The 15,591-nt window shown below is 28.2% G+C and carries 16 protein-coding genes; 7 read left to right on the top strand and 9 right to left on the bottom strand.

All coding sequences use genetic code 11. The annotated features are described in order from the left end of the window. Nucleotides 1–34 precede the first annotated feature (34 nt). The gene (locus tag Q0881_RS01485) at nt 35–712 is read left to right on the top strand and encodes a head GIN domain-containing protein (RefSeq protein ID WP_299156277.1); all 678 of its coding nucleotides are present in this window, start codon (nt 35–37) and stop codon (nt 710–712) included. A 34-nt stretch (nt 713–746) separates the two neighbouring features. After that, on the top strand, nt 747–935 hold the full coding sequence (locus Q0881_RS01480; protein ID WP_299156275.1) for a twin-arginine translocase TatA/TatE family subunit: 189 nt from the start codon (nt 747–749) through the stop codon (nt 933–935). Between the two features lie 54 nt (nt 936–989). Here the strand turns inward: Q0881_RS01480 and Q0881_RS01475 are convergent, their stop codons facing one another. Then, the gene (locus tag Q0881_RS01475) at nt 990–1,307 is read right to left on the bottom strand and encodes a heavy metal-binding domain-containing protein (protein WP_299156273.1); all 318 of its coding nucleotides are present in this window, start codon (nt 1,305–1,307) and stop codon (nt 990–992) included. A gap of 3 nt (nt 1,308–1,310) precedes the next feature. Next, nucleotides 1,311–2,228 (bottom strand): SPFH domain-containing protein, encoded by a 918-nt coding sequence (locus Q0881_RS01470; protein ID WP_299156271.1) that lies wholly within the window; start codon nt 2,226–2,228, stop codon nt 1,311–1,313. A gap of 127 nt (nt 2,229–2,355) precedes the next feature. Between Q0881_RS01470 and Q0881_RS01465 the strand changes: the two genes are divergently transcribed. Beyond that, nucleotides 2,356–2,754: a DoxX family protein gene (locus Q0881_RS01465; protein ID WP_299156269.1), complete on the top strand. Its 399-nt coding sequence runs from the start codon at nt 2,356–2,358 to the stop codon at nt 2,752–2,754. A 142-nt stretch (nt 2,755–2,896) separates the two neighbouring features. Here Q0881_RS01465 and Q0881_RS01460 read toward each other — a convergent pair whose 3' ends face one another. The 4 genes from Q0881_RS01460 to Q0881_RS01445 form a co-directional block, all read right to left on the bottom strand. Then, entirely contained in the window at nt 2,897–3,754 is an 858-nt protein-coding gene (locus Q0881_RS01460; RefSeq protein ID WP_299156267.1) for a class I SAM-dependent methyltransferase, read from the bottom strand. Nucleotides 3,755–3,863: 109 nt separating this feature from the next. Further along, nucleotides 3,864–5,741 (bottom strand): tRNA uridine-5-carboxymethylaminomethyl(34) synthesis enzyme MnmG, encoded by a 1,878-nt coding sequence (gene mnmG, locus Q0881_RS01455; protein ID WP_299156265.1) that lies wholly within the window; start codon nt 5,739–5,741, stop codon nt 3,864–3,866. Nucleotides 5,742–5,769: 28 nt separating this feature from the next. Then, a complete protein-coding gene (ybeY, locus tag Q0881_RS01450) occupies nt 5,770–6,186 on the bottom strand; it encodes an rRNA maturation RNase YbeY (protein ID WP_299156263.1) in 417 nt (138 codons plus the stop codon). A 91-nt stretch (nt 6,187–6,277) separates the two neighbouring features. Continuing rightward, the gene (locus tag Q0881_RS01445) at nt 6,278–9,601 is read right to left on the bottom strand and encodes a DUF4175 family protein (RefSeq protein WP_299156261.1); all 3,324 of its coding nucleotides are present in this window, start codon (nt 9,599–9,601) and stop codon (nt 6,278–6,280) included. Between the two features lie 122 nt (nt 9,602–9,723). Between Q0881_RS01445 and Q0881_RS01440 the strand changes: the two genes are divergently transcribed. From Q0881_RS01440 to gltX, 3 genes are all read left to right on the top strand, one after another. After that, nucleotides 9,724–10,551 (top strand): hypothetical protein, encoded by an 828-nt coding sequence (locus Q0881_RS01440; protein ID WP_299156259.1) that lies wholly within the window; start codon nt 9,724–9,726, stop codon nt 10,549–10,551. A gap of 99 nt (nt 10,552–10,650) precedes the next feature. Continuing rightward, a complete protein-coding gene (locus Q0881_RS01435) occupies nt 10,651–10,803 on the top strand; it encodes a hypothetical protein (RefSeq protein ID WP_299156257.1) in 153 nt (50 codons plus the stop codon). Between the two features lie 72 nt (nt 10,804–10,875). Beyond that, nucleotides 10,876–12,393: a glutamate--tRNA ligase gene (gene gltX / locus Q0881_RS01430; RefSeq protein ID WP_299156255.1), complete on the top strand. Its 1,518-nt coding sequence runs from the start codon at nt 10,876–10,878 to the stop codon at nt 12,391–12,393. Nucleotides 12,394–12,448: 55 nt separating this feature from the next. Here the strand turns inward: gltX and Q0881_RS01425 are convergent, their stop codons facing one another. The 3 genes from Q0881_RS01425 to Q0881_RS01415 all read right to left on the bottom strand — a co-directional run bounded on the left by Q0881_RS01425 (nt 12,449) and on the right by Q0881_RS01415 (nt 14,666). Further along, the gene (locus tag Q0881_RS01425; RefSeq protein ID WP_299156253.1) at nt 12,449–13,042 is read right to left on the bottom strand and encodes a hypothetical protein; all 594 of its coding nucleotides are present in this window, start codon (nt 13,040–13,042) and stop codon (nt 12,449–12,451) included. A gap of 54 nt (nt 13,043–13,096) precedes the next feature. After that, nucleotides 13,097–13,531 carry a TerB family tellurite resistance protein gene (locus Q0881_RS01420; RefSeq protein WP_299156251.1) on the bottom strand — a complete coding sequence of 145 codons (435 nt, stop codon included), beginning with the start codon at nt 13,529–13,531 and terminating at the stop codon, nt 13,097–13,099. Nucleotides 13,532–13,931: 400 nt separating this feature from the next. Then, on the bottom strand, nt 13,932–14,666 hold the full coding sequence (locus Q0881_RS01415) for a DNA/RNA non-specific endonuclease (RefSeq protein WP_299156249.1): 735 nt from the start codon (nt 14,664–14,666) through the stop codon (nt 13,932–13,934). A gap of 247 nt (nt 14,667–14,913) precedes the next feature. Between Q0881_RS01415 and Q0881_RS01410 the strand changes: the two genes are divergently transcribed. Beyond that, nucleotides 14,914–15,588 (top strand): class I SAM-dependent methyltransferase, encoded by a 675-nt coding sequence (locus tag Q0881_RS01410; RefSeq protein ID WP_299156247.1) that lies wholly within the window; start codon nt 14,914–14,916, stop codon nt 15,586–15,588. Nucleotides 15,589–15,591: the final 3 nt, after the last annotated feature.

Raw genomic sequence — 15,591 nt, 5'->3', positions numbered from 1 at the left:
TTTTGGTTATACTAATTAACTAATGAAGTTTAAAATGAAAAAATTAGCATTTTTAAGTTTGTTTTTGATGACCGTTTTAGCATCAGCACAAACAACTATAAATAAAAAATTAGGTGATTTTACAACAGTAAAAGTATATAATGGTATTGATGTTGAGCTTGTTAAAAGTGATGAATCAAAAATTATTGTAACTGGTGAAAAAGCTGAAAAAGTAAAAATAAAAAGTTCTGGAAATACATTAAGAATATCACTAAGGTTTCCTGAAACTACAGCAGATGGAAAAGTAAAGATTACCTTATACTATGCATCAAATTTAAAAACGATTGATGCAAATGAAGGAGCAATAATAACAGGTAAAAATATTGAGCAAACACAAATTGAAATTAAAGGACAAGAAGGAGCTTTTATTAATTTGGTGGTTAAGGTTAAGCATTTAAGGGTTAAAAGTTCTTCAGGGGCTGTTATTAGGCTTTCAGGAGCATCTAAAAACCAAACTGTAGATGCAGATCTTGGAGGAATGTATCATGGTTACAAATTACAAGTTAGTGATATGACAATGGTAAGAGCAGGATCAGGATCAAAAGTAGAAGTTCAATCTGGTGAAACTCTTGATGCTAAAGTTTCTTTTGGAGGTTCAATTTTTTACAAAGGAACACCAGAAGTATTTAAAGATAAAAAAGTAATAGGTGGTGTAATTGAACACAGAAGTTAATTTTGTATCTTTGTAATGTAAAATTTAATATAAAATGATTTCACTGAATATATTTTTAGGAATGATAGGACCATGGCAAATAGCCATAGTAGTAGCTTTAGTATTATTAATGTTTGGAGGTAAGAAAATTCCAGAATTAATGAGAGGTTTAGGTACAGGTATTAAGGAGTTTAAAGATGCTACTAATACTGAAGACGAAGAAAAAACAGAAGATAAGAAATAACGCTTATTTTCTTTATATAAAAAAAGCCGATACTATTAGTATCGGCTTTTTTATTTATAACTTAATGGCAGTTCCGGAGGCAGTTACCATTAACATACCACCGTTTTTACCTACAGTTTCATAATCTAAATCTACGCCAACAATAGCGTCAGCACCTAGTTTTTCTGCACGTTCTTGCATTTCTCTTAATGAAGTATCTTTTGCTTCTCGCAATACTTTTTCATAAGAACCAGAACGACCACCTACAATGTCTCTAATACCAGCAAAGAAATCTTTGATAATATTAGCACCAATAATTGTTTCACCAGTAACAATACCTAAATATTCTTTAGAAGGTTTATTTTCAATAGTATGTGTTGTAGATATTATCATAATTTAGTTCTTCTTTTTAGGGTTTTTCATTGCCTCACCTATTTGATTACTAGCTGTAAAACTAGCTACCATATCATTTAACATTTGACTTCCTGCTTGTGGAGAATTAGGTAATAAGATTAAATTACTATTTGTTTCCTGACCAATTGACTGTAAAGTATCATAATGTTGTGTTACAACAATTAAAGCAGATGCTTCTTGGCTGTTTATACCAACTTTATTTAAAACCTCTACAGACTCTTCTAAACCACGTGCAATTTCACGACGTTGATCTGCAATACCTTGTCCTTGTAAACGTTTACTTTCTGCTTCAGCTTTTGCTTTTTCAACTATTAAAATACGTTGAGCATCACCTTCGTATTGTGCAGCTGTTTTTTCTCTATCAGCAGCATTAATACGATTCATTGCTTCTTTTACCTGTGCATCTGGATCAATATCAGTAACTAACGTTTTAATAATATCGAAACCATAATTAATCATTGCTTCTTGTAATTCAGATTTTACAGCTATTGCGATATCATCTTTCTTAACAAAAACATCATCTAGCTTCATTTTTGGTACTTCTGCCCTAACAACATCAAATACATAAGAAGTAATTTGATCGTGAGGATATTCTAATTTATAAAAGGCATCATATACTTTATTTTTTATAACTACATATTGAACTGATACTTTTATTTTAGTAAATACATCATCTAAAGTTTTAGTTTCTACAATTACATCTAATTGTTGAATTTTTAAACTTAGCTTACCAGCAATTCTATCAAAAATTGGAATTTTAAATTGTAATCCTGATTGACGTATACTGTGAAACTTACCAAAACGCTCTATTATAGCTGCAGTTTGTTGTTTCACAATAAAAATTGAAGACAATAAAATAATTAATCCGACGAAAATAATTGGATACAATAAGTATGACATAGTTTAATTTTTTTAGTTAATATTTATCTTTATAAAGATACTCAAGAAGTTTCAAATTATTAGACGCTTTTTTTCCTAATTGTTACATTTTTTGTTTTTAATTTTATATTTGCTAAAAATCAATTATATGAATCTTATACAAACTCACGTTACAGAAATTTTAATATTACTTTTTTTAATAGTTACTTTTTTACAATCAGGAATAGATAAAGTTACTGATTGGAATGGCAATGTATCTTTTATTAAAGAACATTTTAAAAATTCACCTTTTAAAAACTCTGTACCTTTATTATTAGTTATTATCTTAGTAATGGAATTATTAGCTGGTGCTTTAATGTTTGTAGGAATTTTTAATTTAGCTACAACAGGAGCAAAAGATTTAGCTTTAATCGGAATTGAGTTAGCTGCTTTATCATTAATATTTTTATTAATTGGTCAACGTCTAGCAAAAGATTATGCAGGAGCAATGACATTAGCAGTTTACTTTATAATAGCCATTTTTGGTGTTTATATATTAAATAGTTAATATTTATTTTTATTTATTTTTAATAAATAAAATTTATTAAAAAACCTCTTAAAACAAACGTTTTAAGAGGTTTTTTATTTTCAGTAAGGTATTTCTGCTATGAGTTAATTTACTTTTATTAAAATGCTATTTAAGTAGGTTTTTACCTGTTTTTTATAATGTAAATCAATGAAGAATACTCTCCGTCTTTTTTAGCTTTTAAATTAGACTTAAGCCCTGTTAAAAATGCTTTAAAAGACTTGTTCTTTTTATTTTTATACTTTTCAGATAGTAATGAAACATAAAATGAATCAAACTTCATAGGAAGTATTTTTTCAACATTCATGTTTACTTGTGAAAATAATTTTTGAATAGATTCTTTTGAAAAATGCCATAAGTGTCTTGGTACGTCAAAAGCTGCCCAATGTTCTTTATAGTATTCTGCATCGTAACTTTTATAGTTAGGAACAGCAATTAATAAAACTCCATTTGGTTTTAGTAATTTTTTTAATTGATCTATATATTCAATTAAATTTGGAATATGTTCTAAAACATGCCAAAGAGTAATTACATCAAATAATTCGTTTTTTAATTCTGAAATATCTTGTTTTAAATTAATATCTTTTTCAGTTGCAATTTTACGTGCTTTATCTGAAGGTTCAATTCCGTATGTATTCCAATCATTTTTTTTACATACTTTTAAAAAATCACCAGTACCTGCACCAACATCTAAAATTGTTTTAGATTCTGTATTAAAAGAGTTAATTAATTTTACTTTTTGTTTTAAGGTGTAATTTTTTACTAGTTGATATATTCTATCAATAAAACTTTTTTTACTATCAGTATGAGAAATATATGAATCGCTTATATAGTAAGTTTCTAAATTTGAAGGAACAGGAGAAGTTACTAACATATCGTATTCCTCGTTTAACATTACTTCATAGCTTTCTTTTGAAACTGTATAATCAATACAATTTAAAAAAGGTTTTAAATCTTTATATAACTCTTTTTTGTTATTCAAATTTTATTATTTTAAAATTGTTCCATGTGGAACGTATGTTTAATTAATTGCAATATTACATAAAAAGAAAAAACGTTCCACATGGAACGTTTTATTTTTACTTATATTTTTATCTACCCATATAAACTAAAAGAACAGATATATCGCTTGGTGAAACTCCACTTATTCTACTAGCTTGTGATATTGAAGTAGGTTGAATTTTTGATAATTTCTCTCTAGCTTCAAATGATAATGATTTTACTTTACTGTAATCAAACTTAGACGGGATAGGAACATTTTCTAATCTATTTAATTTATCAGCATTGTTTCTTTCTTTTTCTATGTAACCAGAATACTTTAAATGAATTTCTACTTGCTCTATTATTTCATTATCTATATTGTTTTCTGTAAAATATTGTTCTAGTTTATTTATAGATTTAAAATCGATAATACTTAATTGAGGTCTTGCTGCAATCTTAAATAATTTCATAGATTGATTTACTGTGGTTAGACCTTTGTTTTCTAATATAGGATTTACCTCTTCTTTTTTTACACTTAGTTTTTCTATAAAACTAATTAGTTCCTTTGTTTTTCTTCTCTTCTCTTCTACTCTATCCATTCTTTCTTGAGAAGCTAAACCTAATTCAAATGCTTTTTCTGTTAAACGTAAATCAGCATTGTCTTGTCTTAATAAAGTTCTGTACTCAGCTCTTGAAGTAAACATTCGATATGGCTCTTCTGTTCCTTTAGTAATTAAGTCGTCTATTAAAACGGCTATATAAGCTTCACTTCTTTTTAAAATAAAAGGTTCTTTGTTTTGAGTTTTTAAAGCTGCGTTTACACCTGCCATTAAACCTTGGGCTGCTGCTTCTTCATATCCAGTTGTACCATTTATTTGTCCAGCAAAAAACAAGTTCTCAATTAACTTAGTTTCTAGGTTATGTTTTAATTGTGTTGGTGGAAAATAATCATACTCTATAGCATAACCATATCTTAGAAATTTTACATTCTCAAAACCTTTAATAGCACGTATAGCTTTATCTTGAATATCTTCTGGTAATGAAGTTGAAAATCCATTAACATATATTTCAACAGTATTCCATCCTTCAGGTTCTACAAAAATTTGATGACGTTCTTTTTCTGCAAAACGATTAATTTTATCTTCTACTGAAGGACAATAACGTGGCCCCGTAGATTTTATTCTACCATTAAACATTGGCGAACGATCAAAACCTTCTTTTAATAAATCGTGTACTTTAGGATTTGTATATGTTAAGTAACAAGAACGTTGTTTTGTTAGTTTATTTGTTATTGGTAGGTATGAAAATTTTTCAGGATTATCATCTCCAGGTTGTTCAGTCATTTTAGAAAAATCTAAAGATCTAGCATCAACCCTTGGAGGTGTTCCAGTTTTCATTCTTCCAGATTCAAATCCTTTAGAAATTAAATCTTCTGTTATTCCTGTAGATGACCCTTCTCCTGCTCTACCTCCTCCAAATGTTTTTTCACCTATATGAATTAAGCCATTTAAAAAAGTACCTGCCGTTACAATAACCGTTTTTGCTTTTATATTTAAACCTAAAACTGTTTTTACACCCGTAATTTTATCTCCTTCAAATATTAACCCATTAACAGAATCTTGATAGAAATCTAAATTATCTGTTTGTTCCAACATGTTCCTCCAGCACTCTGCAAACTGCATTCTATCTGATTGTGCTCTCGGACTCCACATAGCTGGTCCTTTCGATTTGTTTAGCATTTTAAACTGTATAGCTGTCTTATCTGTTACAATAGCGCTATATCCACCTAATGCATCAATCTCACGAACTATTTGCCCTTTAGCAATTCCACCCATTGCAGGGTTGCAACTCATTTGAGCTATATTTTGCAAGTTCATAGTAATAAGTAATGTGTGCGCGCCCATGTTTGCACTTGCTGCTGCAGCTTCACTTCCTGCATGTCCACCACCTACTACAATAACATCATATGTTGTATTAAATAAACTCATTTTTAATTCAGTTCCACGTGGAACGGTTTTAGTTATTATTTAAATTTTTTAAGCAATTGTTTTCTTTATCGCGCATAATTTGTTTCTCTTCTTCTGTTTTGTCTTTGTATTTCATATAATGTAAAACACCATGAATTATAACTCTGTGTAATTCATTTTCAAAAGAAACATTAAATTGTTCTGCATTCTCTTTTACACGCTCTATAGATATAAAAATATCTCCACCCACTAATTTTCCAAGTGTATAATCGAAACTAATAATATCAGTAAAAGTATCGTGTTGTAAAAATTCAATATTAATTTTGTGTAAATATGAATCGTCACAAAATATATAGTTAATCTCACCTAATTCAAAGCCTTCTTCTTCTATACAGCTTTGAATCCAATTGGAAGTTTTTTGTTCACTTTCTAATTGAAAATTGGTTTCATAATTAAAGTCAATCATTCTTTATTTATCAGGATAATTAATTCATTAATTCAGTAATAAATCAATTTAATAAATAAAATAGATAGTTTTAAATACTAAATTGAATGGATTACTTTTTGTTTTTAGGAAGGTTAAAATACTCTTGTACCTTCTTTTTATAATTTTGGCGCAAAGGTAGTGATTGTCTGTTTAATATCTCTGTTTGGTTATAAAACAGCTTTTTGAATTTTAATTCTTTAGAAGTACCGTTATTAAATTCTTGTAAATTAGTATTTGATTTTCTCTTTTTATCACGGTTTTGTTCAAAGGTTGCTTTATCTAATTTAAGGAGTTCGTAGTTTAATTGCTGCATTCTATTAATGCTTTGTTGAGTGAATCCTTTTTCTAGAATTTCATTTTCTAATTGTTCCATTTCTTTTAAAGCTTTTTTAGCTTTTCCATTAGAACCATTTCCTTCTTTTATTGCATTTTCTAATTGTTCTCTTAACTGTGATTGCTCTTTATATATTTGATATAATTCACCATTTAAACCTTCACCTTGTTCACCGCTTTCTCCTTCTTTCTTTCCATCTTTACCTTTTTTACCATCCATCTTTCCGCCTTTCTTTCCATCTTTACTATCTTTAGGTTTTCCTTGGTTTTGTTTCTTCATTCCCTTTTTCATCTTATTCATTAACTCATTTTGTTTTTGAATAATATCTGGTAAGCTAAATGATTTTCCTTTCCCCTTCCCTTTTCCGCTTCCAGGTTTAGGATTATTCATAGCGTCAAGAGTATTACTTAACATGTCAGCTAAAGTGTTTGCAGATGTCATTACATAGCGTTGATTTGAAATGCCTTTTTGAAATTTGTTGTCTGCGAAGTTTTCTAAAGATTGATTTAAATTATAATGAGCTAATGCTAATTGATCTTGAACCTTTGAAGATATCTTAGGAACCTTCATTGATAAAACAAATAAACTATCGTCTACGTGTTCAAAATAGCTTTTAAGTAAATGTTGCTTTTGTAGATTTTTACCAAAATTAGGATGCGAAGAATTACTAGATGAAAATATGTTCATTAAGGCTTCTTGGTCAAAAGAGAAAATTAATAAATTCTCTAAAATTTGTCGTAAACCTTCCATGCTTTCTTCTTCCATATCAGCACTCATTTGTTGCATAGAGTCTTGCATTTTCTGACTCATTTCTTGCATTTTTTCTGAGGCTTTTTTCTGATTCTTTTTAGATTCTTGTTGTTTTCCTTTATCTAAATTATCATCGGCTTTATTTAATTCTTCTTGAGTTTCTTTAGTTAGTTTTTCTAAAGAAGGAATTTCCATTGGAGATTTTAATTTATTATTATCCTTCTTTAATTCATTTAACTTCTTTTTTATATCCTGAAACTCTTTATTAATTTTATTCTGTTCTTCTTTAGCGGTTTCTTTTTTGTTTAAACCTTCTTGCTTCTTTGCTAGCTCATTAATATCATCAGCTATCTTCTGCATTTTTTGCTCAACATAATAACGTTTAGTCATTTCTAATATACGTTCTAAGCTTCTCTCCTGTTGCTTATTCTGTTCAGCTAATTCTTTTGTTTTTTTAATTAAATCTTCCCTGTTAAGTTTATCAGCTAACTTTTTTAATTCATCTAATAATTTTTGTTGCTTTTCTAACTTTTTAAGCTCCTCAATTCTCTTTTTTAAATCTTCTTTTTTATCCTGCAGTTTTTCGTTTTTCTCTTTTTTTTCTGAGAAATTTTCTTGTAGTTTTTGAGTTTGACGTTGCATCATTTCTTTATACTGATCCTGACGCTTAATTAAATTCTTAATTTTTTTCTGATCATTCCAATTGACATTCTTTTTATTCTGAAGTTCAAATTGAATTTTCTCTAATTCCTTTTTACTTTTCTCTTGCTTACTTAATGAGTTTTCTAAATTTTGAATGTAATTACGTTGTTCCTGTAAAAGTTCGTTTTCAATTTCATTTGTGGTTTTTTGACGATAAGAAAATTTTCTGCTAATCGTTTTTTTACTGCCATTAATTACATCGTTGTCGTATACTTGAAAATACATTTCGTAATTAACTCCTTCTATTAAATTAAGGTTTTTTGGAAACTCAAAATAGAAATTCTGAATATTGTTTTTGTTTATATTGATTATTCGGTTACTAGTATTTTGAATATTATTTTTATCATAGTAAACCAATTCTAATTTTTTAAAACCATAATCATCTGAAATCTGACCAGCAAATTGTGCATTACCTCTACTAATACTATCGATGTTAGAGTTAACATTAATTGTTGGATATTCATCTTTAATAACATCAATAGAAAATTGTAACTGTTCGTAATCTTTTAAGTTTTTATTGGAAGTTGTTATTTGATAATTAATACTTTCTAAAATTCTTTTTTTAAGTTGAAATTCAGCTATGTTTTTTTTAGAAAAATTAAAACGTTCTTTGTTTAAAATTAAGTTAACACTATCTGTTTCAGTTGTTTTTATGTCCCATTGTACAATTGTTCCTTGTGGAACATTTATGTTTCCTGTGTTTAAAATTGTTTCATTTTTCTTTTTAGTATAGTTTGGATACTTTAAGTTTAAAGATATATTTTGAATAGAGGGTGTGTTTATTACGGATACATCAAATGAATTGGATTTAATAGTATTAGCACTAGTATAAAAACTAAAAGCTTCTTGAACTTCTATAAAAGTATAAGAGAAAAGTCCGTTACCTTCATTCTCTAAATAGTATTGCTGATTATTAAAATGAATTTTAGCTTCTTGAGGAATAACATCACCAGTTGCTTGAATATACACAGTAATATCTTTTCCTTTAATAACTTTTAAATTTTCTGTAGTTGAATTAAAATAAAAAGGAGCTGGAGGAGTGTAAGCCACAGAATGATTTACTACACGATTAAAACTTTGCGATAGTTTACTAGTAGTTCCAGTTAAAAAAGTAAAGAACCAAATTAAAAGAGGAATTAAAGCGTACTTTAAATACTTTCTATTTTTTTTAAAGTCTATAGCTTTATTAAAAGAAATAGGTTGTAATACACTAGATTTTTGTTCAATGCTAGCTAATAATAAATCAGAGTTTTCATTATTTTGTTTTAGCTGTAGTACATTTAAAAGTTTGTCTTTAACTTCAGGAAAATGATTTCCAATTAATTTTGAAGCTTCTTCAAAAGAAATTCCTTTTTGTAATCCAGTAATTTTAAAAATTGGAAAACAAATAAAACGGAAAAATAGAAATAATTCAACAACAATAAATAACCAAAATAAAATAGTTCTTGCATTGGGTTTAAGCCACAAGAAATATTCAATAAATAAGGTAAAAAAAAGGTATATTAAACCTAAAGAAATAAAAAGGATACCTCCTTTTATTAATTCGTTAGTGTAGTACTTCTTACTAAATTGTAGTAATTTTTGCTCTATTATATTAAATTTCTCCATATCAAGTATAAAAGTACTATTTTTAAAAGTAAGTTATTGTTAAAGATATGTGTAAGAATTTATTATTAATAACTACTAAAACTTTAAAATTCTTATTTATTAAAAAATTAAAAACGTTAAACATGAAAAAACTATCTATTTTACTTTTATTCTTTTTCTCCTTAAATCTTTTAGCGCAAAGCCCATGGACAAAAAAGAAGAATGAAGGATATGTACAATTATCGTTTACAACGATTGCTAATTACGATAAGTTGTTTGGAAATCCTGATTATAGTACAAACCGTAAAATCACAGACAATACACTACAGTTATATGGTGAATATGGACTGACTGATAAAACAACATTAATAGCATCAGTGCCTTTTAAAATGGTGAAATCTGGAGGTTTGGCTCAACCAATATCATTAACCATAGGAGAATCTAAAACATCATTAGGAAATATTCAACTAGGAATAAAGCACAATTTTTATAATAAAAAATGGCTATTGTCTGGTCAATTAACTGTTGAAGCAAATACAGGAAGTTATGAAAATGCTTCGGGTTTACGAACAGGTTATGATGCGTGGACATTAACACCATTATTTATTGCTGGAAGAGGTTTTGATAAATGGTATATTCAAGCATCTACAGGTTTTGATATCCGTACGAATGATTATAGTAGTAATTATAAACTTGGAGGAGAAATAGGATACAAAGCAATTGATTGGTTATGGATTGCAGGATTTTTAGATGGAGTAGCTTCTTTAAAAAATGGAGATGTTGCTTTACCAATTCAAAATGTATTAACAGGATTGTATGTTAATAACCAAAGTTATGCTGCATTTGGATTGAAGTTTATAGGAGAAATAAACAATAAAACAGGAGTTAATTTAGGTTTTGGTGGAGCATTAGCAGGGAGAAATGTTGCAAAGAAACCAGCACTAACTTTTGGATTGTATCATAAATTTTAAAAAGTAAGGTATATCCTTACTTTTTTTATGGGAAAAAATCTCTTAAGATTTTTATTTAATAGTAGATTGCTATACTAACTAATCTTAAAATTTTTAATCATGTTAAAAAACATTTCAAATTTAGGTATTACACTAAATAAGGAAGAACAAAAAACAATTAGTGGAGGATGGAGACATATTAGGTGTTTTAAAGATAGCGATTGTCCACCATGGGATTCATTTTGTTATAATGGATATTGTCAATACAAATAATATAAAGCGAGCTTAGGCTCGCTTTTTTTATGATTATATTAAAACTATCTTTGCGCTTTCAAATAAAAAAAAATGACTGATAACGTAAGAGTACGCTTTGCTCCTAGTCCAACAGGACCTTTACATATTGGTGGTGTAAGAACAGCACTATTCAATTATTTATTCGCTAAAAAACACAACGGAACTTTTGTATTACGTATAGAAGATACAGATCAAACACGTTATGTAGCTAATGCAGAACAATACATAATTGATTCATTAGAATGGTGTAATATTCCATTTGATGAAGGACCAGGTAAAAATGAAAAATTTGGACCATACCGTCAGTCAGAAAGAAAAGAATTATATAAAGAATATGCAGATCAATTAATTGAAAAAGGGTGGGCATATTATGCGTTTGATACTGCAGAAGAACTAGATGCGCATCGTAAAAATCATGAAGAAAACGGTAAAACGTTTATATATAATTGGCATAATCGTGAAAAGTTACAAAACTCATTAGCGCTTTCAAAAGAAGAAGTAGCATCTAAACTAGAAGCAGGTGAAAAATACGTAGTACGTTTTAAAACACCACAAGATGAAACTTTAATATTACAAGATGAAATACGTGGTACAATTAAAATAGAGACGAATACTTTAGATGATAAAGTATTGTTTAAATCAGATGGAATGCCAACCTATCATTTAGCAAATATTGTTGATGATCATTTAATGGAAATATCGCATGTTATACGAGGAGAAGAATGGTTACCTTCTCTCCCACTTCACATGTTATTATACAAAGCTTTTGATTGGACTGCACCTAAATTTGCACATTTACCTTTAATTTTAAAACCAGTAGGAAAAGGTAAATTAAGTAAAAGAGATGGTGATAAATTAGGGTTTCCAGTGTTTCCATTAGAATATACAAATGAACAATCAGGAGATGTTTCTAGAGGATATAAAGAAGATGGATATTTTAATGATGCATTTATAAACATGCTTGCTTTATTAGGATGGAATCCTGGTACAGAACAAGAAATATTTTCTTTAGAAGAATTAATAAAATCATTTGATTTAAGTAGAGTAAGTAAATCAGGTGCAAAGTTTAGTCCAGATAAAACAAACTGGTTTAATCAGCAATATTTACAGCAAAAAGCAGATAAAGAATTAACAGAATTATATTTACCTATTCTTAAAGAAAAAGGAATTACTTCTGATGAAGCTTATGCAGAAAAAGTAGTTTCTTTAATAAAAGAAAGAGCAGTATTTGTTGCAGATTTTTGGAATTTATCAAGTTTTTTCTTCCAAAACCCAACAGAATATGATGCTAAAGCAGCTAAAAAACAATGGAAAGAAACAACAGGAGCGTTAATGGAAGAATTAACTGCTGTAATTTCAAACATTGAAGATTTTACTATAGAAACAGCTCAAACAGAAATTAAAGGATGGATTACCTCTAAAGAAATTGGTTTTGGTAAAGTAATGCAACCACTTCGATTGAGTTTGGTAGGTAAATTAGCAGGACCAGATTTGTTTGATATAATGACAATGATAGGTAAAGAAACAACATTGCAAAGAATAAAAAACGCAATAGAAAAATTATCATAGAATAAAAAAATCCGGTTTTAAACCGGATTTTTTTATTTGTATAAATATTACTTTTTTAAAACTGATTGTAATAACAAGAAGCATTAGATTTTGTTGGAGAATTTCCACCAGATGTATTACCCCAGTTTAGTCTAAATACAACACTTAAAGTTCCTTGTATATGAGAGCGCATACTCTCATAACTTTCAAAAGAATGTTTGTAAAATACTTGTGGGTTTACACCAATAGTATCGGTTAACCAATAAATTCCACCTGCACCAATGTTAAACGTTGGAGTCATTTTTCTTTCAGAATCAACAACACTTCCACCAGCAAAAACATACGGACTAAAATTATTTAAAACGGCATCAAAATTATAACGTAAAGACGCGTCTAACGAGAAATAACTTGCTGAGTTTTCAATTAAACCAATATTATCAATAGTGTTTATAGACATAGCACCATCAATAGAAAAACGTTCGCCAACAGGCATTGTTAAACTAACCACAGGTACTTGAAACTGATATCCATCTCCAATAAAAGCAGCATCACTAGCGCTAAATTTTGTAACTCCCATACCAATACCAATTTGCCAAGTATCGTTTAAATTTTGAGAAACCAAATTTAAAGAACAACAAAGTATGGCTATAAGTAAAATTTTATTTTTCATTAATAGTAGATTTATAATAATAACTAGGTTAGCGCGAATTTAGTATAAATCTGTTTAAATAGCGTTTACTTTTTTAATGGCGTTTGTAAAATTATCTAAGTCATTATTATTTAATACCAAGTGTAAAGCTTCATCGCAAACTTTCTCAACATTATCTATTGGAAAATGTAAAGCAATAGCTATTTTTTGCATTAATATAACCTGATCTTTATGAACATGATCGTCTGCAAAAACCATTTTTGTTAAACGATATAAGCGTTCAATACGTTCATCGTAACTTATAGGTGGGTTTACAGGGAATTTTTCAGGACTTTTTAAAATCTCAGCATACTCTACTTGATTAATGTGTAATTTCTTTGCAGCCCTATCTAATAGTTTTTGCTCACCATTAGAAATAATCCCATTAGCTTTTGCTATTTTAACAATACTTGCAAAATGTCCTTTTTCTTGTTTGTGTTTTCCGCTTGAATATAAATCTGATATTGCCATGTTTTTATATTTTTAGAATTAATAAGTTTTTAATCTTTAGAAGCAGGGATCTTAAAAAAGTCACCAATAACTTTTTTATTAAAGTTAAGAAATCTAGCTAAAAAATAAGAATTGATTTTATTTATTTAAACTTTAAAAAGTATAATTTTTAATAATAAAACCGACTTATTTTAAAAGGTTTTAAGCTTGTTTTAAAAAAGGACTTATAGATTTGTTGTTAATAAATAATAAAACTCTAAAAACTACTTTTAATTAGTTTTTTACCTTTTTAAAAAGGGAGGATTTTAAATTTAGATGTTTTTTTAAAAAACATCAATTTTTATTATTTATTTTAAAATAAAATAGAAATTTCTTATAAATAATGTTCCACGCTAAAAACTTTATTTTTTGAAATATTCAATTAATATTCCCACATTGGATTTGGATATTTTTTTTGCTTATGAAGATGACCACCATCAATACGATCCCAAAATCGTCCACCAACTTTTTGTTCAACATCATACGTAACAACTAAATAATCTTCTAATTCACCACTCAATTGTCTATTTTCCATTTCAAAAGTCCATAAAGATAAACGACCTTTATTATTTTCAGTTAATACACTTTTTACAAATGCATGCGGAATAGGTACATCAATGCCATAATCGTTAGAATCATCACCAATAGTTTTAACTTTTTTATCAAAATAAAAAACAGGTGCTGTAAGCACGTAAGTTTCTAAAATCTCAGGTTTATTATTGAGTTTTCTAATAGCTTCTTCTAAATTTCTCCAAATTCTGCGATTAAAATAGGGTTTTTGAGGAGACATGTTCGATAGTAAAAAAGTTTCACTATTCTGAATTTCAAGAATATCATTATTAGCACTAGCCACAAGGTGTCCACGGTCGTATCCGCTATTCTTGTAAGCATCTAAACCAGCACGAAAACGCTTAGGAATTCTAGTATCAGCGCGAAAGTTATTCATACGTTCAGCTTTGGTTAGTAAATACTTATTTCTGTTAATAATTTCTAGTGTCCATTTAGCTTGTCTAAAGTACCAAGAGTAGCCAATAGTAAAATATCGACCAATAAGTATTTCATCGCAAACAGGAGCACCATACCGAAGTTCTGGTTGGATTTGAAATGGATTATTCATTTTTCTTTTTTATAAATTATTTTACATCTAATATACTGAATATAAGTTATTTAAAATATTAATGTACAAGCCTTAACAATTTTATAAAGAGGTGTTTTATTTAAAAAGTATGAATAAATAATAAAAAGTGTTTCAAGAGAATTCCTCGGATTCATATTAAAATAAACAAATTTCTCTACACAAAAACTATTACATAAATAGTTGTAAAACAGCTATGTCCTCTCCTATTAAATAATTAATTTTAAACATGGAAAAAGTAGAAGTATTTGAGAATAAAAGAGCAACAGGATACAATGAATTTGTAGGAGCTTGGATACCCAATTATAGTTATTTCTTAAGCAAGTTACCAGATCTTTTAAGTGAAACAAAAAATAAAGATTTATTAGTAGCAGGTTGTGGAACAGGTAATGAAATAGTATGTTTTGTTAAGAACTCAAAACAATGGAGTATAACTGGAGTAGATCCATCTCCAGAAATGATAATACAAGCAAAAGAAAAACTCAAAAACTACAATAATGTAAATTTAATAAAAGGGGTAGTTAGCGATGTAGAAAAAACACACAAATTTGGTGCAGCTACGCTTTTATTGGTACTACATTTTATGAAAGACGATGGCACAAAACTTAGTTTATTAAAGAGTATTGCTGAAAGATTAGAAAGTAATGCGCCTTTTGTATTATTAGACATTACCGGAACTAAAAAACAACTAAAAGATAACTTGCAAGTTCTAAAACAATTATTACCAAATAATTTGACTGAAGAAGACATTAATAATCGATTTTACCGAATAGAAAACGAGTTAAATGCAGTCTCTGAAGAAAGATTAAGTGAATTATTAATAGAAGCCGGTTTTGAAGCTCCAGTACGCTTTTTTCAAACGTCAATTTATATGGGATGGATAACAAAAAAATGGGAGAATTAAATT

It is taken from the genome of uncultured Tenacibaculum sp. (genome assembly GCF_947494125.1).
Classification (GTDB): domain Bacteria; phylum Bacteroidota; class Bacteroidia; order Flavobacteriales; family Flavobacteriaceae; genus Polaribacter.
This window is presented reverse-complemented; position numbering and strand designations above follow the sequence as displayed.

Bases quoted from the DNA above. Each gene is read 5' to 3' on its own strand.
- Q0881_RS01485 (WP_299156277.1), top strand. From the start codon at position 35: ATGAAAAAATTAGCATTTTTAAGTTTGTTTTTGATGACCGTTTTAGCA.
- Q0881_RS01480 (WP_299156275.1), top strand. From the start codon at position 747: ATGATTTCACTGAATATATTTTTAGGAATGATAGGACCATGGCAAATA.
- Q0881_RS01475 (WP_299156273.1), bottom strand. From the start codon at position 1,307: ATGATAATATCTACAACACATACTATTGAAAATAAACCTTCTAAAGAA.
- Q0881_RS01470 (WP_299156271.1), bottom strand. From the start codon at position 2,228: ATGTCATACTTATTGTATCCAATTATTTTCGTCGGATTAATTATTTTA.
- Q0881_RS01465 (WP_299156269.1), top strand. From the start codon at position 2,356: ATGAATCTTATACAAACTCACGTTACAGAAATTTTAATATTACTTTTT.
- mnmG (WP_299156265.1), bottom strand. From the start codon at position 5,741: ATGAGTTTATTTAATACAACATATGATGTTATTGTAGTAGGTGGTGGA.
- ybeY (WP_299156263.1), bottom strand. From the start codon at position 6,186: ATGATTGACTTTAATTATGAAACCAATTTTCAATTAGAAAGTGAACAA.
- Q0881_RS01445 (WP_299156261.1), bottom strand. From the start codon at position 9,601: ATGGAGAAATTTAATATAATAGAGCAAAAATTACTACAATTTAGTAAG.
- Q0881_RS01440 (WP_299156259.1), top strand. From the start codon at position 9,724: ATGAAAAAACTATCTATTTTACTTTTATTCTTTTTCTCCTTAAATCTT.
- Q0881_RS01435 (WP_299156257.1), top strand. From the start codon at position 10,651: ATGTTAAAAAACATTTCAAATTTAGGTATTACACTAAATAAGGAAGAA.
- gltX (WP_299156255.1), top strand. From the start codon at position 10,876: ATGACTGATAACGTAAGAGTACGCTTTGCTCCTAGTCCAACAGGACCT.
- Q0881_RS01425 (WP_299156253.1), bottom strand. From the start codon at position 13,042: ATGAAAAATAAAATTTTACTTATAGCCATACTTTGTTGTTCTTTAAAT.
- Q0881_RS01420 (WP_299156251.1), bottom strand. From the start codon at position 13,531: ATGGCAATATCAGATTTATATTCAAGCGGAAAACACAAACAAGAAAAA.
- Q0881_RS01415 (WP_299156249.1), bottom strand. From the start codon at position 14,666: ATGAATAATCCATTTCAAATCCAACCAGAACTTCGGTATGGTGCTCCT.
- Q0881_RS01410 (WP_299156247.1), top strand. From the start codon at position 14,914: ATGGAAAAAGTAGAAGTATTTGAGAATAAAAGAGCAACAGGATACAAT.